General features: G+C 51.4%; 14 protein-coding genes. 1 reads left to right on the top strand and 13 read right to left on the bottom strand.

Annotated elements, in window-relative coordinates; genetic code table 11:
- Positions 1–51: 51 nt before the first annotated feature.
- The 13 genes from ACO0LG_RS22215 to paaA form a co-directional block, all read right to left on the bottom strand.
- The gene (locus ACO0LG_RS22215; protein ID WP_423029743.1) at positions 52–1935 is read right to left on the bottom strand and encodes a potassium transporter Kup; all 1884 of its coding nucleotides are present in this window, start codon (positions 1933–1935) and stop codon (positions 52–54) included.
- A 181-nt stretch (positions 1936–2116) separates the two neighbouring features.
- Complete coding sequence (locus tag ACO0LG_RS22210) at positions 2117–4942, bottom strand: ATP-binding protein (RefSeq protein ID WP_423029742.1); 2826 nt, start codon at positions 4940–4942, stop codon at positions 2117–2119.
- A 237-nt stretch (positions 4943–5179) separates the two neighbouring features.
- The gene (gene paaZ / locus ACO0LG_RS22205; protein WP_423029741.1) at positions 5180–7237 is read right to left on the bottom strand and encodes a phenylacetic acid degradation bifunctional protein PaaZ; all 2058 of its coding nucleotides are present in this window, start codon (positions 7235–7237) and stop codon (positions 5180–5182) included.
- A gap of 33 nt (positions 7238–7270) precedes the next feature.
- Positions 7271–7870, bottom strand: coding sequence for a phenylacetic acid degradation protein PaaY (locus ACO0LG_RS22200; RefSeq protein WP_423029740.1), 600 nt, complete (start codon positions 7868–7870; stop codon positions 7271–7273).
- 15 nt (positions 7871–7885) lie between these two features.
- Positions 7886–9088 (bottom strand): 3-oxoadipyl-CoA thiolase, encoded by a 1203-nt coding sequence (gene pcaF / locus ACO0LG_RS22195; protein WP_423029739.1) that lies wholly within the window; start codon positions 9086–9088, stop codon positions 7886–7888.
- Positions 9089–9125: 37 nt separating this feature from the next.
- Positions 9126–10454 carry a phenylacetate--CoA ligase PaaK gene (paaK, locus tag ACO0LG_RS22190; protein WP_423029738.1) on the bottom strand — a complete coding sequence of 443 codons (1329 nt, stop codon included), beginning with the start codon at positions 10452–10454 and terminating at the stop codon, positions 9126–9128.
- A gap of 60 nt (positions 10455–10514) precedes the next feature.
- A complete protein-coding gene (paaI, locus tag ACO0LG_RS22185; RefSeq protein WP_423029737.1) occupies positions 10515–10997 on the bottom strand; it encodes a hydroxyphenylacetyl-CoA thioesterase PaaI in 483 nt (160 codons plus the stop codon).
- Positions 10998–11024: 27 nt separating this feature from the next.
- Positions 11025–11828, bottom strand: a complete 804-nt coding sequence (paaG, locus tag ACO0LG_RS22180; protein ID WP_423029736.1) for a 2-(1,2-epoxy-1,2-dihydrophenyl)acetyl-CoA isomerase PaaG — start codon at positions 11826–11828, stop codon at positions 11025–11027.
- Positions 11829–12905 (bottom strand): 1,2-phenylacetyl-CoA epoxidase subunit PaaE, encoded by a 1077-nt coding sequence (gene paaE, locus ACO0LG_RS22175; protein ID WP_423029735.1) that lies wholly within the window; start codon positions 12903–12905, stop codon positions 11829–11831.
- A gap of 33 nt (positions 12906–12938) precedes the next feature.
- A complete protein-coding gene (paaD, locus tag ACO0LG_RS22170; protein WP_423029734.1) occupies positions 12939–13469 on the bottom strand; it encodes a 1,2-phenylacetyl-CoA epoxidase subunit PaaD in 531 nt (176 codons plus the stop codon).
- A complete protein-coding gene (paaC, locus tag ACO0LG_RS22165) occupies positions 13463–14242 on the bottom strand; it encodes a 1,2-phenylacetyl-CoA epoxidase subunit PaaC (RefSeq protein WP_423029733.1) in 780 nt (259 codons plus the stop codon). Before paaC ends, paaD begins: the two co-directional genes overlap by 7 nt.
- Before the next feature lie 46 nt (positions 14243–14288).
- Positions 14289–14573, bottom strand: coding sequence for a 1,2-phenylacetyl-CoA epoxidase subunit PaaB (paaB, locus tag ACO0LG_RS22160; RefSeq protein WP_423029732.1), 285 nt, complete (start codon positions 14571–14573; stop codon positions 14289–14291).
- A gap of 31 nt (positions 14574–14604) precedes the next feature.
- Positions 14605–15594, bottom strand: a complete 990-nt coding sequence (paaA, locus tag ACO0LG_RS22155; RefSeq protein WP_423029731.1) for a 1,2-phenylacetyl-CoA epoxidase subunit PaaA — start codon at positions 15592–15594, stop codon at positions 14605–14607.
- Positions 15595–15790: 196 nt separating this feature from the next.
- On the opposite strand from paaA, the gene paaX reads away from it, so the two are divergent.
- A complete protein-coding gene (gene paaX / locus ACO0LG_RS22150) occupies positions 15791–16711 on the top strand; it encodes a phenylacetic acid degradation operon negative regulatory protein PaaX (protein ID WP_423029730.1) in 921 nt (306 codons plus the stop codon).
- Positions 16712–17329 lie beyond the last annotated feature (618 nt).

Raw genomic sequence — 17329 nt, 5'->3', positions numbered from 1 at the left:
CCAAGATTATAGCACAGGCATTTTGGTTTGATAAGTGCCCGTGCCAAGTTTTTAGATTTCCACCTGAGAACCCACCTCAATGACACGATTGCTTGGTATCTGGTAAAAATCGGCTGCATCACGGGCAATCCGGGACATGGCAACGAATACACTCTCACGCCACATCGCCATGCCGCTGCCAGGGCTGGAGATAATGGTCTGACGTGAAATAAAATAGGACGTCTCCATGGGTTCGAACGTCAAACCATAAGGAGCGCACAATGCCAGGGCAGCGGGAATATCAGGCTCGTTCTTGAAACCATAATAGACATCAATCTGATAACAGGCATTACCCAGATCAATTACCTTGATACGCTCAGAGGGTGGAACCCAGGGTATCTCACGGTTGTGCAAAGTCAGGAAAATCACACGTTCATGCAAGATCTTGTTGTGCGAGAGATTATGCAGCAGCGCATGTGGCACACCATCGGCCTCCCCGCGCAGGAAAATGGCGGTACCGGCCACACGCACAGGAGGTGAAACAAACAGGGATTCAAGGAAGTCTTCCAATGGGATCGCGTGTTTTTTCAAATTATCAAACACTAGTTCGCGACCCCGCTTCCAGGTCATCATCAGGGTGAACATCACGACGCCGAGGATCACAGGGAACCAGCCGCCTATGCCATGGAATAATTTCAACACATTGGCTGAAAAGAGAGACACGTCTATGAACAGGAAGAAACCGGTAGCAATAAAACATAGCACCGGATTGTATTTCCAGCCATAGCGAATGACGAAAAAGGTCAGCAGCGATGTCACCAGCATGGTTCCCGTCACGGCAATACCATAAGCGGATGCAAGGCTGGAAGAAGAACCAAAACCCACCACCGCCGCGACAACCGCAGCAAGCTGCAACCAGTTGACCGCTGGAATATAGATCTGGCCGATTTCATTCGATGACGTGTGGACGATTTCCATCCTCGGCATGATGCCCAGTGAAATAGCCTGTTTGGTCATAGAGAAGGTACCGGAAATGGTGGCCTGTGAGGCAATGACTGTCGCTACCGTCGACAGGATCACCAGCGGGTAAATGCTCCAGGTACCTAGTTGCTGATAAAACGGATTGCCTACGGCATCAGGATTTGCCAGCAACAAGGCACCTTGTCCCAGATAGTTAAAACCCAGTGAGGGGAACACGATCATGAACCATGCTGCTCGAATAGGTTTGCTGCCAAAATGTCCCATGTCGGCATACAGCGCTTCTGCACCGGTAAATGCCAGCACCACAGCACCCAATGCAAGGAAAGCCAGACCTTTGTTTTCAGTCATGAAAACAAAGGCATATAAGGGATTGAGCGCCCATAAAATGCCGGGCATTTTAGCGATGTTATAGATCCCCATGCCGGCTAGCACCAGAAACCATACCACCATGATGGGACCGAACCATCTGCCTATACCGGCGGTACCCTTGTATTGCACAGAATACAAAAGCAACAGGACGACCAGTGTGATCGGCACGACATAGGGCGTGAAAGCGGGTGTCGCCACTTCTAGCCCTTCGATCGCCGACAGGACAGAAATAGCTGGTGTAATCACGCCATCGCCATAAAACAGGGCCGCACCGAATAAACCCAGCACCAGCAAAGTAAAATGGGACTTGGCAGATTTACCCACAGATTCCAGCGCCAGCGCCGTCAGCGCCATGATGCCGCCCTCACCGCGATTATCCGCCCGCAATATCAGGGTGACATACTTGATTGCAACAATGATGATCAGCCCCCACAGAATCAGGGACACTACGCCAAAGATATTTGCTTCATTCAGCGGAAGCCCGTGCTCTTTTGAAAATACCTCTTTCATCGTATAAAGAGGACTAGTACCGATATCGCCATAGACGATGCCGACAGCAGCCAGGGTCAAGCCCGCCAGGCTGCTTTTTGTGTGTTGATTAGCCAATTGTGTACCTTGTTATTATTGGTGCATTGCACAATAGGTGAATTCGCTCATATTTTCAAGTAAATGCAACAAAAAAAGGATACTTGACAAGGATCAAATTCAAGCGTCGTTTTTTCTAAAAACCTGATTTTGTGCATACTGTTTTTTACAATTATTGTTATTTCACAAACTCAAAGGAAACTCAAACAACGAGAGGTAAATCCAGATAAAAACTGGTGCCACTTCCAAGACTGCTCTTAACGCTGAGTTGTCCGTGCAGAATCGAGGCGGTGATGTTGTAGCAGATATTCAACCCAAGACCACTACCCCCCTGTCCCAGTTTGGTGGTAAAGAACGGGTCAAAAATCCGTTTCTGGTTTTCTTCGGGTATGCCTTCGCCATCATCGCTAAAGACGATCAGGACGCGCTCGCCATCTACCGTGCTGACATTGATTTCCATGTGGCCCGCCTGTCTTTTATCAAAGGCGTGCAAAATGGAATTCTCGACTAGATTGCTGATCACCTGGCCCAAAGAGCCCGGGTAGCTGTCCATATGGATGTTATACGGCACGTTAACTTGTATGCTGTGACCAGTTTGGGTAATGCGAATGTTGAGGGTGGCAATAATGTCGTGCAAGACCTGGCGCAGATCAAAGCTGCGCCTGTGCTCAGAGGTGCGATCTACTGCCACCTGTTTGAAACTGCTAACCAGGGTCGCAGCACTGCTCAGGCCACGCATCAATATTTCTGACGAGGTTTTGACCTCTTCACAAAAATTATTTAAATCTGATCGACGCAAGGTTTGCCCTGCCAGTTTGCTGCTGAGGAAGCGACTTCCATCCTGCAAGGTACTGGCAACCAGCAGGCAATTCCCAATCGGCGTATTGAGTTCATGCGCAACACCCGCTACCAGCGAACCTAGGGCCGCCAGTTTTTCCTGCGCAAGCAAATGCTCCTGGGTTTTTTGCAAGCGCATATAGGCATCTGCATTACCGAGAGCAATCGCACCATATGCGCATAGCGAACGGAAAATCATTTTTTCCCTGTCGCCATACACATGCTGACGCGAAGACTGTATCGTCATCGCACCGAGTATCCTGTCGCCTATGATCAATGGCGCGAACAGCATGCTGTGTACCATTTCCGTACCCGGTATCAAGCCTGGCAGTTCGTCTTCGGCAGCCAGCTCGATGGCAACTTCACGGCGCTCTTTGACGCAGCGCACAGAGTTCGACACCGGGCTGGACATGTAAACGGTATCTGGCTCTATCGGCATCCCATTTTCAACACCAAAGGCTGAGGTCATGCTTTGCTGATCATCATCCATCATGTAGATGACAAAAGCGGTCACATGCAATAAGTCGTGGACGTGCCGATTCAAAGCTTCAAAGACTGCCGCCGCATCCAGGCTGGCAGTAATTTCCTGCCCTATGGTTCCCAATTTTTCCAGCACGATGCTGGTTTGTTGCAAGACTTTGGCGCGTTGCGCTTCTGCTGCTGCCAGCTGGCGCAGATGCTCACTCTCAGCCTTCATGCGTTCAGTCTGCTGGCTTAGTTGCATGGCATTGAGTCGGTTCGCAGAAGCAAGCTTGTTACTTTTTTCTCGGGCAATGAGTGCCAGTTGTCCGAACTCATAGGCCTGGCGAAAATTGTCGGCAGCCGCATAGGCATGGGCAATTTCTTCATACAGGTCTGGAGGTATGGTAAAACCACTGATATTGTCAGCGAGGTCAAGTGCCATGCGCAGATAATGCAGGGAAGCGCTGGCAGCTTGCATTTGTGCAGGTTCTGGCAAGCTATGGCGCGTGTATAAAGCGGCGAGCACACGCAAGACTTCAATATGCCGGTAGCCATCCGTGCTTTGTCGCGCCAGCGTCAATGCTTCAAGCGCGACAGTCAATGCCGCCTTGGCCTGTCCCTGCATGGATAAGGCATTAGCATAACCACGGCGTGAGCCTATACGAAAATCCAGATGATTCTTTTTATCAGCCCAGGAAATCAATTCAAAAAAGGTGGTCAGCGCAGTTGCATAGTCACCCATGTCCAGCGACAAATCACCGAGATAACGCAAGGCCAGTAAATGGGCGCGTGCCCCTACCACTTTGGCTAATATGGGCAAGGCATTTTCAAGCATCTGCTTGGCAGCATCCAGACGACCTAACCTGCGCAGGGTCTCTGACATCTGCACCAGGCAACTGGCTATGCTGTTGGGCCATCCGGCTGCTCTGGCAAGATCAAGCCCATCCTGTATCCAGTGCAAGGCAGACTGATGATCACTCATGCTGTTAAAGGCATCACCTATATTGCTGGCAGCAGTGATCATGCGGCGCTTTTGCCCATAATTTCTGGCGAATTCAAATACCTGTATGCCACGCCCTGCGGATGCACCAAAGTCACTGGTCAGGGAGTAGGTATACATTAAAAATTCGTTGATATAACTGCGCAAGAAAAGATCGCTACTCTGGCTTTCTGGATTGCGGCTTTCTCCCCAGCGTTCAAGTGCCAGAGGCAAGTTGCGCAACACCAGTTGATTGGCCAGCAGAGATTCTGCGGCGGTTTCGCGCATCTTATCTTTTGCCACAAGGGCAAACTGAACAGCCAAGCCAATTTCTGATTCAACGACTGGCACCTCGCCTTTTTGCAAATTAACACTAGCAAGCAAAAAATGTGCATCTGCGGTGCAGCACGCAGCCAGGTCGGAGCTATTACCATTTGACAGTTTCAGAGATTGCACAGACAACTGCGCCGCCTGATCAAATTCGCCAAACAGCCATGCAGCTTCAGCGCGGATCAGCAGCAGGCGGGCGCGTATGAGCCTTGCAGTGCTGCCTGCATCGCTATCATCAGAAAGGAACAATTCGCCAGTGAGATTTTCCGTGGCCTGGGCCAGCTTAAGTGCCCTGAGAGTGTCACGTTGGCGCAAGTGCCAGGCAAGCTTTAACTGCAGCTCCAATAATTCCATCCCCCGCAAACCTGGCAATTCGCGTTCCCACTGTTCTACTTCGTCATTGGTAACGAATATGTCCATGGGGTGAAATTAAGGAGGTTGGATGATTTTGATGGCTTGGGTATTGAAGAAATAGTATCAGATCAGGCAAGAATTTGAAGATAATCCGGGAGGCAGAAGAGCGTATTTGAAGAATATTGACAAAACCTTACACTGAAAAGTAACACAGGCTGGTATTTCAATTGAATTTCTCAATGAAATACCAGCCGGCTCATTAGCTTAAAGATAATTTATTAAAATTCAAACAATTTTTTATGTCTATGTGGACACTGCGTCTGACTTTTTGGCCACCAAGGTCAAAATATCATAGGACGCCACCAGTTCATTATCCTGGTTAGTTACTTCCACATCCCAGGCTACCACGCCCTGCCCCACACCTTTGACATCTTTCTTTTGCCGGTCAATTTTGCGCTTGCAGGTCAAGCGTGCACGGATGGTGTCACCTATGCCTACCGGTTTGATAAAACGCAAGGTGTCGAGTCCATAGTTGGCAAGGACAGGGCCAGGTGCTGGGGACACAAATAAACCGGCAGCCGCCGACAGCACAAAATAACCATGCGCAATGCGTTTGCCGAAAGGGCTTTCTTTGGCAGCGATCTCATCAAAATGCATATAGAAAAAATCACCGGACAAACCACCGAAGGCAACGATATCGGCTTCACTTACAGTGCGCCTGTGGGTCAGCAAGGACATCCCGATCTGCAAATCGTCAAAATAACGGCGGAAAGGATGAATGTCAGATTCCAGCACAGCCGCACCACGCACATGCTCCGCCGTCACGGCTGCCAGCATGGTCGGCGATCCTTGTACAGCAGCTCTTTGCAAGTAGTGCTTGACAGCACGGCTGCCACCCAATTCCTCACCACCACCAGCACGACCAGGGCCGCCGTGCTTCAATTGTGGCAAGGGTGAACCATGACCAGTTGATTCTGGCGCTGACTCGGCATTCAAGATCATCAGGCGACCGTGTCGTGCCGCCATATGCGGTATCGCCATGGCAGCGATATGCGGGTCTTTGGTGACAAGGGTTGCCACAAGGCTGCCGCAACCTTTTGCCGCCAGTGCAAGGGCTTCCTGCATGTCCTGGTAAGGCATGAGGGTAGTTACCGGGCCGAAAGCTTCAATCTCATGTACTGCCTGGTTTTGCATGGGTTGACGGCAGACGATCAGGGTCGGGGAAACGAAAGCGCCCAGATCCAGTCCTTCCCCCTGCAATTGCGTGGGTACAGCGCCACCACAAATGATTTGATTACCTGCTGCCAGTTGCTGAATGCTGGCGAGTACATCCTGTTGCTGTGCAAGACTGGCCAGCGGCCCCATCCGTACACCTTCAAGACGCGGGTCACCGATGACGGTTTTCTCCAGCCTGGCGCGGATTTTTTCTGCCACCACATCCAGTTGCGTAGCGGGCACCATGGCCCTGCGTATGGCCGTGCATTTTTGTCCGGCCTTGGCTGTCATTTCACGCACAACTTCTTTGACGTACAAGTCCAGCTCTTCATCACCAGCCAACACATCCGGACCCAGTATCGCGCAATTCAGTGAATCAGCTTCGGCATTGAAAGGAATAGAACGACGCACTATATTCGGATGCACCTTCAGTTGCGCTGCCGTTGCAGCAGAACCGGTGAAGGTAACGATATCGGTTTCTTCCAGCAAATCAAGCAAGTTGCCAGTGGAGCCAATGACCAGTTGCAAACTGCCCTCAGGCAGCAAGCCACTGGCATGAATTTGCCTGACCAGTGCCTCGGTCAGATACGAGGTAGCAGTCGCTGGTTTGACGATGCAAGGCATGCCAGCCAAAAAGCTGGGAGCAAACTTTTCCAGCAAACCCCAAACTGGAAAGTTAAAGGCATTGATATGCACTGCCACACCCTGGCGCGGCACCAGGATATGCGTGCCTGAGAAATGGCCCTGCTTGCCCAATGGTATGGCTGGGCCTTCGTGCACTACATTCCCGGAAGGGAATTCATTCGTGCCTATACTGGCGTAGGCAAATACGGTGCCTGCACCACCTTCTATATCTATCCAGCTATCACTACGCGTTGCACCAGTGTGAGAGGAAATGGCGTATAGCTCTTCCTTGTGTTCGTTCAGGTATTTGGCCAGGGCGCGCAAGATGGAGGCACGCTGCTGGAAGTCCAGCGCGAGCAAGTTTTTCAGGCCAGTCTGCCTTGCATAAGTCAGCGCTGCGCTGAAGTCCAGAGCTTCGGCATGGCTGGCGTAGATCGCGCTGCCATCGATGGCGCTATGCAAGACTTGTTGAGCTTCCGCACCTGTCCATACACCAGCTATCCAGCTTTGCAAAATTTTCATGGATTACTCTCTTAAATAATCAGATATTCAGGATCAGGACTTGGTGCCATAAGTTGGCAAGCCTGCCGCCAGCGCAATGCGTGGGCGATTTTCTTCGACGGCGGTCAGCGCTTCCACTTCCTGCATGCTGGCGAGTGAGCGTCTGGTCAGGGCATGATATTGCGCCGTACCTTCTGTCTTCCAGGCGATTTCTTCGTCGCGCAAAGCACGCACAATACGGGCTGGTGCGCCCATGACAAGGCTGTGTGGTGGCACGTCCATACCGGCTTTAACAAAGGACATGGCAGCCACGATGGAAGATTCACCAATGATTGTTTTATCCATGACAACAGCATTCATACCCACCATGGCGTTTTTGCCTATGCGGCAGCCATGCAAGACTGCGCCGTGGCCGATATGCCCATCCTGCTCCACCACGGTGTCGCTATCGGGAAAACCATGGATGACGCAGGTATCCTGCACATTCGCCCCCTGTTCCAGGACGATACGGCCAAAGTCGCCGCGCAGACTGGCAGACGGACCGATATAACAGCCAGGCCCGACGATCACATCGCCTATCAATGTGGCGCTGGGGTGCAGGTAGGCTGTGGGATGCACCACCGGTATCAGGCCATCAATTGCATATATGCTCATGCCACTTCCTTAGCTTCAGGCACGTTCGATGATGAGTGCAATCCCTTGCCCTACGCCTATGCACATGGTGCACAAAGCATAACGGCCATTGATGCGTTCCAGTTGATTCAGTGCTGTCGTTACCAGGCGAGCACCAGATGCTCCCAGTGGATGGCCTATCGCTATCGCACCGCCATTTGGATTGACATGTGACGCATCATCGGCCAGACCAAGGTCACGCGTCACTGCCAGCCCTTGCGCCGCAAAGGCTTCATTAAGTTCGATGACATCCATCTGTGCCAAGCTCAATCTGGTTTGCGTCAGCAATTTACGGGTTGCCGGTGATGGGCCAAAACCCATGATGCGTGGCGCCAGACCCGCCGTTGCCATACCGACGATACGTGCACGGGGTGTCAAGCCATGCTGCTTTACTGCAACGTCTGAAGCCAGCAATAAAGCGCAGGCACCGTCATTCACGCCGGACGCGTTACCGGCAGTGACTGTGCCACCTGGTTTGACCACGCCTTTCAGGCGGGACAACATGTCGATATCTGTATCAGGACGTGGATGTTCATCAGTAGTGAACAAAATGGCTTCGCCCTTTTTTTGCGGGATGTTGACGGGGACGATTTCCCCAGCAAAAAAGCCGGAAGCGTTGGCAGCGGCCCAACGTTGCTGGCTGCGCAGGGCAAACGCATCCTGATCAGCGCGATTGATACCAAATTGTTCCGCAACGTTTTCTGCGGTTTCCGGCATGGCATCTATGCCGTATTTTGCCTTCATCAAGGCATTCACAAAACGCCAGCCTATAGTTGTATCTTCTATCTTCGCTGCGCGTGAAAAAGCGCTATCCGCCTTGGCCATGACAAAGGGTGCGCGCGTCATGCTTTCTACGCCACCGGCAATGATCAGCGATGCTTCACCTGATTTGATGGCACGTCCACCTATGCCTATGGCATCCAGGCTGGAGCCACATAAACGGTTGATGGTGTTTGCGGGCACATCTACCGGCAAGCCAGCCAGCAGTGCAGCCATGCGACCCACGTTGCGATTATCTTCGCCCGCCTGGTTAGCGCAGCCGTAGTACACATCATCAACCATTTTCCAGTCTACGCTAGCATTACGTTCCATCAATGCCTTGATCGGCAAAGCTGCCAGATCATCGGTACGTATGCTGGCCATGGCACCGCCATAACGGGCGAATGGGGTCCTTACGGCATCACATATCCATGCTTCCATTTTCTTTCCTTTGTCTCTTATTTTTTGACTGGCTTACTCAAGCCTTTTTACGATTGTCCACAACACGCCTGGCCTTGCCGACCATGGTGCGTTCTATGCTGTTGGCTGGCAGTATGCTGACATGGCAACTGACACCGATAAAGGTTTTGATATGGTGTTCCAGCTGCTGGCGCAGGTGCTGAACATCCTGTTCTGACAAGGTACCAGATATTTCGGGGCGCAGTTCAGCTACGATGTCAAGCTTGTCCATATGACCTTCACGCGTTACCACCAGTTGATATTGCGGCGCCAGTTGCGGATGTTTGAGTATCAGTTCTTCTACTTGCGTGGGAAATAAATTTACACCACGGATGATGAGCATGTCATCAGAACGCCCGGTGATTTTACCCATGCGGCGCATGGAGCGTGAAGTCGGCGGCAGTAAGCGCGTCAGGTCGCGGGTACGGTAGCGTATGACGGGGAAAGCTTCCTTGCTCAGAGATGTGAAAACCAGCTCGCCTTCTTCGCCATCAGGCAAGACTTCCCCAGTTTCAGGATTGATGATCTCAGGATAAAAATGGTCTTCCCAGATCACCGGGCCATCTTTGCTTTCTATGCATTCACTGGCAACACCCGGTCCCATGACTTCTGACAAGCCATAGATATCAACGGCATCAATACCGGCACGCGTTTCGATTTCACTGCGCATGGCATCGGTCCACGGCTCGGCACCGAAGATACCTATACGCAAAGAGGTATTGGCGGCATCTATGCCCTGACGCGTCATTTCTTCAATGATGTTGAGCATATAAGAAGGCGTGACCATGATGATGGATGGCTGAAAATCCTGTATCAGTTGCACCTGTTTTTCTGTCTGCCCGCCAGACATGGGGATGACAGTGCACCCCAGTCGCTCTGCCCCATAATGCGCCCCCAGACCACCGGTGAACAGGCCATAGCCATATGAAATCTGCACGATATCGCCTGCACGGCCACCAGCAGCGCGTATCGAACGTGCTACCAGGCTTGCCCAGGTATCAATATCTTTTTGCGTGTAACCGACCACGGTCGGTTTACCCGTGGTGCCGCTGGAAGCATGCACCCGCACTACTTTTTCACGCGGTACGGCAAACATGCCGAAGGGATAGTTGTCGCGCAAATCCTTCTTGCCGGTGAATGGAAATTTCGCCAGGTCGGCCAGGGTTTTCAAATCATCGGGATGCACGCCCGCTGCATCAAAACTGGCGCGGTAATGTGGAACATTGTTGTACACATGCTGCAAGGTCCATTTTAGTCGCTGCAATTGCAGGGCCTGGAGTTCATCCTTGCTGGCGGTTTCTATTGCGTCCAGGCCTATAGCTTTTTTTCTGTCTGTGTTGTCTGCCATGTTTTGTCTCCCGCTCACTTATCCTGATTTCGTTTCTATGATTGATGGCCAAACACAAGCTCAATTTGGAATTGCGTTTTCTTGCAATACCAGACCCGGTACAACTTCCGCGTTCAGCTTATGTGATTTGCCACGGAACAGCGCGATCAATTGGCCATGTTGATTAGTCAGACGCGCATCGTAGATACCGGTGCGGCCAGTCAGTGATTGCTCTGTCGCAGTCGCGGTGATGACATCACCTTCGCGCCCTGGTGACAGAAATTCTATGCTGCATCCGGCAGCGACAGTGACATGATTGCGGCTATTGCAGGCAAAGGCAAAAGCGCTGTCAGCCAGGGTAAACAAATAACCGCCGTGGCAGGTTTTATGCCCGTTCAGCATGTCAGGTCTGATCAACATGCTGAGTGTCGCCGTACCTTCGGCCACATGAGCTATCTGTATATTCAGCCCGCGTGTTGCGGCATCGCTGGCGAACATGGCGGCGGCAGTGAGTTCTGCCATGTGCTGACTGTCTTTGGCAAATTGCGTGGTCTCTGTGCTCATCTATGCTTTTCCTCAGGCCAATCAAAATTACTTGCCAACAAACTTGGGCGCACGCTTCTCGACGAAAGCCGCCACACCTTCGCGATAATCTTCGCTTTGCCCCAGTTCACGCATCATATTAGTTTCCAATATCAGTTGCTGTTCCAGGGTGTGCTGCGGGCTAGCGTAGATTGCCTGCTTGGTGAAGGCCAGTCCCTTGGTGGGGGCAGATGCAAAATGCGTGGCCAAGGCCATGGCTTCTGCCTGCAACTGATCATCATCCACACATTTCCAGATCAGGCCCCATTGCTCTGCCTGCTCAGCACTAATTTTTCCACCCAACATGGCTGCACCCATGGCTCTGGCGGTACCAAGTGCGCGTGGCAGGAAGTAAGTGCCGCCGGTATCAGGTATCAGACCCAGCCGACAAAACACTTCAACAAAACTGGCAGAACGTGCAGCCAATACGATGTCGCAGGCCAGTGGCAGGTTGGCACCAGCACCGGCTGCCACACCATTCACGGCGCAAATAACCGGGATGGGCAAAGCACGTAAGGCCAGCACCAGCGGTGCATAGTATTTTTCTACGGATGCACCCAAGTCAGGAGGCGCAGCGTCGGCCGCATTGTCTGCTTTCACGGCTCTGTCAGATAAATCCTGGCCTGCACAAAAGCCGCGCCCGGCACCGGTCAATACCATGACACGTACCGAGGCATCAGCCCGCAATGTAGCCAGTGCATCCTGTATTTCCAAATGCATGGCAACGTTGAAGCTATTGAGTTTTTCAGGTCGGTTCAGGGTCAGGTGCGCAATGCCGTCGCTGATATGAAACAGGATGTGGGAATAGTCCATTCAATTCTCGCTATCAAAATCCAAAGTCAGGGTATCGCTGACCGGGAAACTCTGGCAGATCAACACGAACCCGCGCGCCACTTCATAATCTTCAAGGGCATAATTCCTGTCCATATCGACCTTGCCTTCCAGCACTTTGGCGCGGCAGGTAGAACAGACGCCACCCTTGCAGGAATAACGCATATCATGCCCCAGCTTCAGGGCGGCATCCAGTACGGATTCTTTGTCTTTCTCCATGTCAAAATGAGTGTGATGACCATCCATGATAATCATCACAGCGCAAGATGATTTACCAGGCAAAGGCTTGGTGCTGGCGACATGTCGGTGCGCAGGTATGCTGGCGGCAAACAACTCGACCTTGATCTGCTCTTTGGACATGCCACGCTGTTGCAAGGCTGCGCTGACTGCGTGCATCATTTCTTCCGGCCCGCAGATGAAGGCGGCATCCATGTCGTCTACGCGTATCCACCGATCGAACAGGTTCAGACATTTTTCAGCGGTGATACGGCCATTGAACAAGTCTATATCCTGCTGCTCGCGGCTCATGATGTAGATCAGGTTCAGGCGCTGCAGATAACTGTCTTTCAATGCTGCCAGTTCCTCCTTGAACATGACAGTCGATGATGCCCGGTTACCATACACCAGCGTGAATTTACTATGCGGTTCTGTCTGCAGCGTAGTCTTGATGATGGATAGCAAAGGCGTGATGCCACTGCCCGCGGCAAATGCCAGATAGTGCTTTTCATGTTCAGCCGCCAGCGGCAAATTGAAATGGCCCATGGCAGGCATGACTTCAATAGCCATGCCTGGACGCAAGCTGTCATGCACCCAGTTGGAAAATACGCCACCCTGCACGCGCTTGATGGCTACACGTAATTGTCCATCCTGCACGGCAGAACAAATTGAGTACGAGCGCCGTATATCTTCCCCTGCTATCTTTGTACGCAAGGTCAGATGTTGCCCTTCACGATAGGCAAACTGCGCCTGCAAATCGGCTGGTACGGCAAAGCTCAACACCACGGCATCACGGGTTTCCAGACGTATCTGACTGACTGTCAGCGGGTAAAATTTACTCATGTAGAGTGGTCTCCTTTTATTCTTATTATTCGCTTAGTGCGGCTTAAAGTAATCAAAAGGTTCCAGGCAAGCCCGGCATTTGTACAAAGCCTTACATGCAGTTGATCCAAACTGGCTGACAAGTTGAGTATCAACAGAACCGCATTGCGGGCAAGCGATGGCTGGCTGTATTTCGCGATAACGCTGGATGGAGGAGATATCCACCACCTGTTGCTGTGGTGGTGCGATGCCATAGCCGCTCAGCTTTTGTTTGCCTACTTCAGTCATCCAGTCTGTACTCCAGGCGGGTGACAATTGATAAACAATGCTGGGTGTATTGATGCCATGCGCCTGTAGTGTCTTTCCAATTTCTTCGGCAATCACGTCCATGGCCGGGCAACCGGAGTAAGTGGGGGTAATTGTGATAACGCACTCCCCCTCCTGCCATTCCACTGTGCGGATAATACCCAAGTCTGTCACTGAAATGACAGGAATTTCAGGATCACTGACCTCTCCCAGCCATTGCCATATCTGCCCTGTGCTGGCAGGTGGATTTAGTACATAGTCCATGGCAGAAGCTACCATTGCGCCCCCGGATAGGCACGCTGCAGGAACTGCATTTCTGCCAGCAAAAAACCCATGTGCTCAGTGTGTACGCCTTGCTTGCCACCCTTTTGCATCCAGCTATTGGCATCTGGCAAGCGCAAGGTGGCGGCATGTATGACATCGGCCAGATGAGTATCCCAGGCAGCTTTCAAATCTGAAGGCAAAGAGGCAATGCCTGACGCGTGCATGGCGACATCAATCTCGTCATCCATGAACATTTCACCAGTGAATCGCCACAATTCATCAAGCGCGGTCTGCATCATTTGCTGGCTCAACTCCGTGCCATCACCAAGACGTACCACCAGGTCACTGCTGCGACGCAAATGATAGGTGACTTCTTTCAAGGATTTTTCTGCGATAGCAGCTATCTGCTGATCGGTGGATTGCTTCAGCGCTTGCAGATAGTGGTAATGCCAGGTATCAAACAGGAATTGCCGCATCAGGGTATCGGCATAACTGCCATTCGGCTGTTCGAGCAATAAAAAATTATGGAAGTCGTGGGCATCACGCAAAAACGCCAGATCATCTTCTGTACGGCCCTTGCCTTCCAGTTCTGCGGCATAGGCATACCAGAGCCTCGCCTGGCCAATCAGGTCAAGGGCAACATTGGTCAATGCCATGTCTTCTTCCAGCGCTGGCCCTTTGCCGCACCATTGCGACAGGCGTTGGCTGAGTATCATGGCATGGTCTGCCAGACGCAAAACATGATTGAACTTGTAATTGAATTTGTGATTCAACTCATTCTCTGACATCTCAAATCTCCAGAATTATTTAAAATGATGTATAGGCAGAGTTCAATTACAGATTCTTGACTTCATCCGGCATGGGGAAGAAGGTCGGGTGACGGTAAACTTTGCTGTTCGATGGTTCAAACAGAGCTTCCTTGTCACCAGGGCTGCTGGCAAAAATATCGCTGGCGCGTGCTACCCATATGCTGACGCCTTCATTGCGGCGCGTGTAGACATCACGCGCATGGTTGATCGCCATTTCTGCATCGGGTGCATGCAGGCTGCCTACATGCTTGTGCGCCAGGCCGTGCTGGCTGCGGATAAATACTTCCCACAAGGGCCATTCTTTGCTCATGATCTGTCTCCAGTTTTCCTAGGTACTTTTTTTATGCACTTTTTTTATTCAGTTGCTGCTTGTCTGCATATGCCTGCAAGGCATCACGGAACCAAGCACCATCGTCATATGCCTTGACACGGGTACGCAAGCGTTCGCGGTTACAGGGGCCGTTGCCTTTCAAGACCTGGTAAAACTCATCCCAGTTGATTTCACCAAAATCATAATGGCCGCGTTCTTCATTCCATTTAATGGCGGGATCAGGTAATTGCAGGCCCAGGTATTCTATCTGCGGTACGGTCTGGTCCACCATACGCTGACGCAGCTCATCATTGGAAAAAAGCTTGATACGCCATTGCGCTGATTGCGCACTATTCACTGATGCTGCATCAGACGGGCCAAACATCATTAGCGCAGGCCACCAGTAACGATTCAGTGCATCTTGCGCCATGGCTTTTTGTTCTGCTGTGCCACGGCACAAGGTCATCATAATGTCGTAACCCTGGCGAGCATGAAAGGATTCTTCCTTGCAAACGCGTATCATGGCGCGTGAATAAGGACCGTAAGAGCAGCGACACAAAGGTATCTGGTTAATGATGGCTGAACCATCGACCAGCCAGCCTATGGCCCCCATATCAGCCCAACTCAGGGTCGGATAATTGAAGATGCTAGAATACTTGGCTTTACCGGAATGCAGATCGGCCAGCAACTCGTCGCGTGATACACCCAGGGTTTCGGCAGCACTGTAAAGATACAGACCATGACCTGCTTCATCCTGGATTTTTGCCAGCAAGATGGCTTTGCGTTTTAAGCTGGGCGCGCGGGTCACCCAGTTACCTTCGGGCAGTTGACCAACGATTTCGGAATGCGCATGTTGAGAGATTTGCCGTACCAAGGTTTTTCTGTAGGCATCTGGCATCCAGTCTTTGGCTTCAATACGGATACCGGCATCGATGCGCTCCTGAAAAGCACGCTCGGCGTCAGTCAACTCTTCTGCAGTTTTGAGCTTGCTCAAGCCAGTCTCGACTAATTGTGCATACATGAAACACTCCTTGGCATCCTGGGGACGCGAACATGGAAGATTGATCTGTGTTAAACAATTATATGATACAGTTTTTATTGATGTTGAATTTTTTTTGTATCATTTTAATTTTTTGAGGTATTTGCCCCTCATTAGCTACACCATAGGTAAAATCTGGACAACAACCAATAACACATACAACCACTTACACAGCCGCATGCAGACCAGCACTGCCATCCAAACCTGGATAGACCAGCAACTCAGCAATAATCCACCCAGGGCAAAATCTCTGGTGATGACTGTATTTGGCGATGCCATTGCCCCGCATGGCGGTACGATATGGCTAGGTAGTTTAATCTCATTAATGAGTCATTTTGGGATTAATGACAGATTAGTACGTACCAGCGTCTTCAGACTGGCCGAAGAAGGCTGGTTGGAAGCCAAACGGGATGGCCGACGCAGCACTTATCAACTAGCGACAGCAAGCTATGCGAGGTTCCAGCATGCCTATAAGCGTGTATATGTGCCACAAAATGGCAAATGGGATCACTACTGGACGTTGGTCATCATGAGTGGTGACGACACATCCACCGGCAATAAAGCAAGCCTTAAAAAGGAATTGCTGTGGGAGGGGTTTCGCATGATCAATGCCGGCGTATTTGCCCATCCCCAGGCAGATACTGCAGCCTTGCAAAATGTGCTGGGACGTAACGGCTTCGCTGGATTATGTACAGTATGCCGCACCAGTGATCTGAACTTGCCCAATGCCCGCCCGCTACCATCACTGATCGCCAGCCACTGGCAACTCGATGAAGTAAATATCGCCTACAAGAATTTTATTGAAGCATTTTCACCACTGAAAAAACTGGTGCAAGGACAGTATCTTCATGAGCATGCGGCATTTGTCATCCGCAGCCTGCTGATACACAGTTTTCGCCGCACTCAATTGCACGATCCCAATTTGCCAAGCACTCTCCGGCCTGAGGGTTGGCTGGGTGATGAGGCTTACCGACTCTGCCGCGATCTGTACCGGGCTTGTTTTCGGCCAGCAGAAAATTTGTTAAGCCAGGCCCTGGATCCTGAACATCGACAAGACAGTGGTTTGAGTTTGCAGGAAAGGTTTGGCGGACTTTTTTGAGGGCGCGGATCCGTTTTTATGTCATTTTGGCTTGCGCAGTATTGCAACATATGTGTACGTTAAAGCAACTGCTAATAGTCGCGTCTCAGGCTGAGCGCAACATACGCATACGGCCCTTCGCCAATCAACTCTGCTCCTTATTCATACATACGGACATCTTCGTTAATCCACGAACGTGCTGAAGCGCCAGCCTGGTAGCCTCCTGCTACGCATGAGCGACGATTTTAAGTTTCCACTTTAAAACAGGTGCATCCGGATGCAAAGACTGCACGACAATTCCGCCAGCAGTACGGACGATGCGGGCAGCAAGTCGTTCAGATGACACGAGAGTTGCCCTCGAATCCGTCGCTCCAGCGCAGGCTGTGCCCAGTGTCGTTGGCTGATGCGCCGTACGGCAAGTAAATCACGATTGGCCGATGAAACGGCGGTGCGCACGGCGCGCCCTACTGCGGTGAGAGGCGAAGAGGTTTCATGTTTTTTCCGTTTGCGCAAAAGCAAAACCCCCGCTTAACTGAATAAGCGGGGGGATGCGGAATAAAAGCCTGACGATAACCTACTTTCACACTGGTTGCAGCACTATCATTGGCGCGTAATCGTTTCACGGTCCTGTTCGGGATG

The sequence above is a fragment of the Undibacterium sp. Ji42W genome (genome assembly GCF_049340405.1).
Lineage (GTDB): Bacteria > Pseudomonadota > Gammaproteobacteria > Burkholderiales > Burkholderiaceae_D > Undibacterium.
The sequence above is the reverse complement of the archived record's forward strand: the minus strand, read 5'-3'. Positions and strand labels throughout refer to the sequence as shown.

Coding starts and splice junctions, on each gene's coding strand:
- ACO0LG_RS22210 (WP_423029742.1), bottom strand. CDS start 4,942: ATGGACATATTCGTTACCAATGACGAAGTAGAACAGTGGGAACGCGAA.
- paaC (WP_423029733.1), bottom strand. CDS start 14,242: ATGTCAGAGAATGAGTTGAATCACAAATTCAATTACAAGTTCAATCAT.
- paaK (WP_423029738.1), bottom strand. CDS start 10,454: ATGGCAGACAACACAGACAGAAAAAAAGCTATAGGCCTGGACGCAATA.
- paaI (WP_423029737.1), bottom strand. CDS start 10,997: ATGAGCACAGAGACCACGCAATTTGCCAAAGACAGTCAGCACATGGCA.
- paaA (WP_423029731.1), bottom strand. CDS start 15,594: ATGTATGCACAATTAGTCGAGACTGGCTTGAGCAAGCTCAAAACTGCA.
- paaD (WP_423029734.1), bottom strand. CDS start 13,469: ATGGTAGCTTCTGCCATGGACTATGTACTAAATCCACCTGCCAGCACA.
- paaX (WP_423029730.1), top strand. CDS start 15,791: ATGCAGACCAGCACTGCCATCCAAACCTGGATAGACCAGCAACTCAGC.
- paaB (WP_423029732.1), bottom strand. CDS start 14,573: ATGAGCAAAGAATGGCCCTTGTGGGAAGTATTTATCCGCAGCCAGCAC.
- paaG (WP_423029736.1), bottom strand. CDS start 11,828: ATGGACTATTCCCACATCCTGTTTCATATCAGCGACGGCATTGCGCAC.
- paaZ (WP_423029741.1), bottom strand. CDS start 7,237: ATGAAAATTTTGCAAAGCTGGATAGCTGGTGTATGGACAGGTGCGGAA.
- paaE (WP_423029735.1), bottom strand. CDS start 12,905: ATGAGTAAATTTTACCCGCTGACAGTCAGTCAGATACGTCTGGAAACC.
- pcaF (WP_423029739.1), bottom strand. CDS start 9,088: ATGGAAGCATGGATATGTGATGCCGTAAGGACCCCATTCGCCCGTTAT.
- ACO0LG_RS22200 (WP_423029740.1), bottom strand. CDS start 7,870: ATGAGCATATATGCAATTGATGGCCTGATACCGGTGGTGCATCCCACA.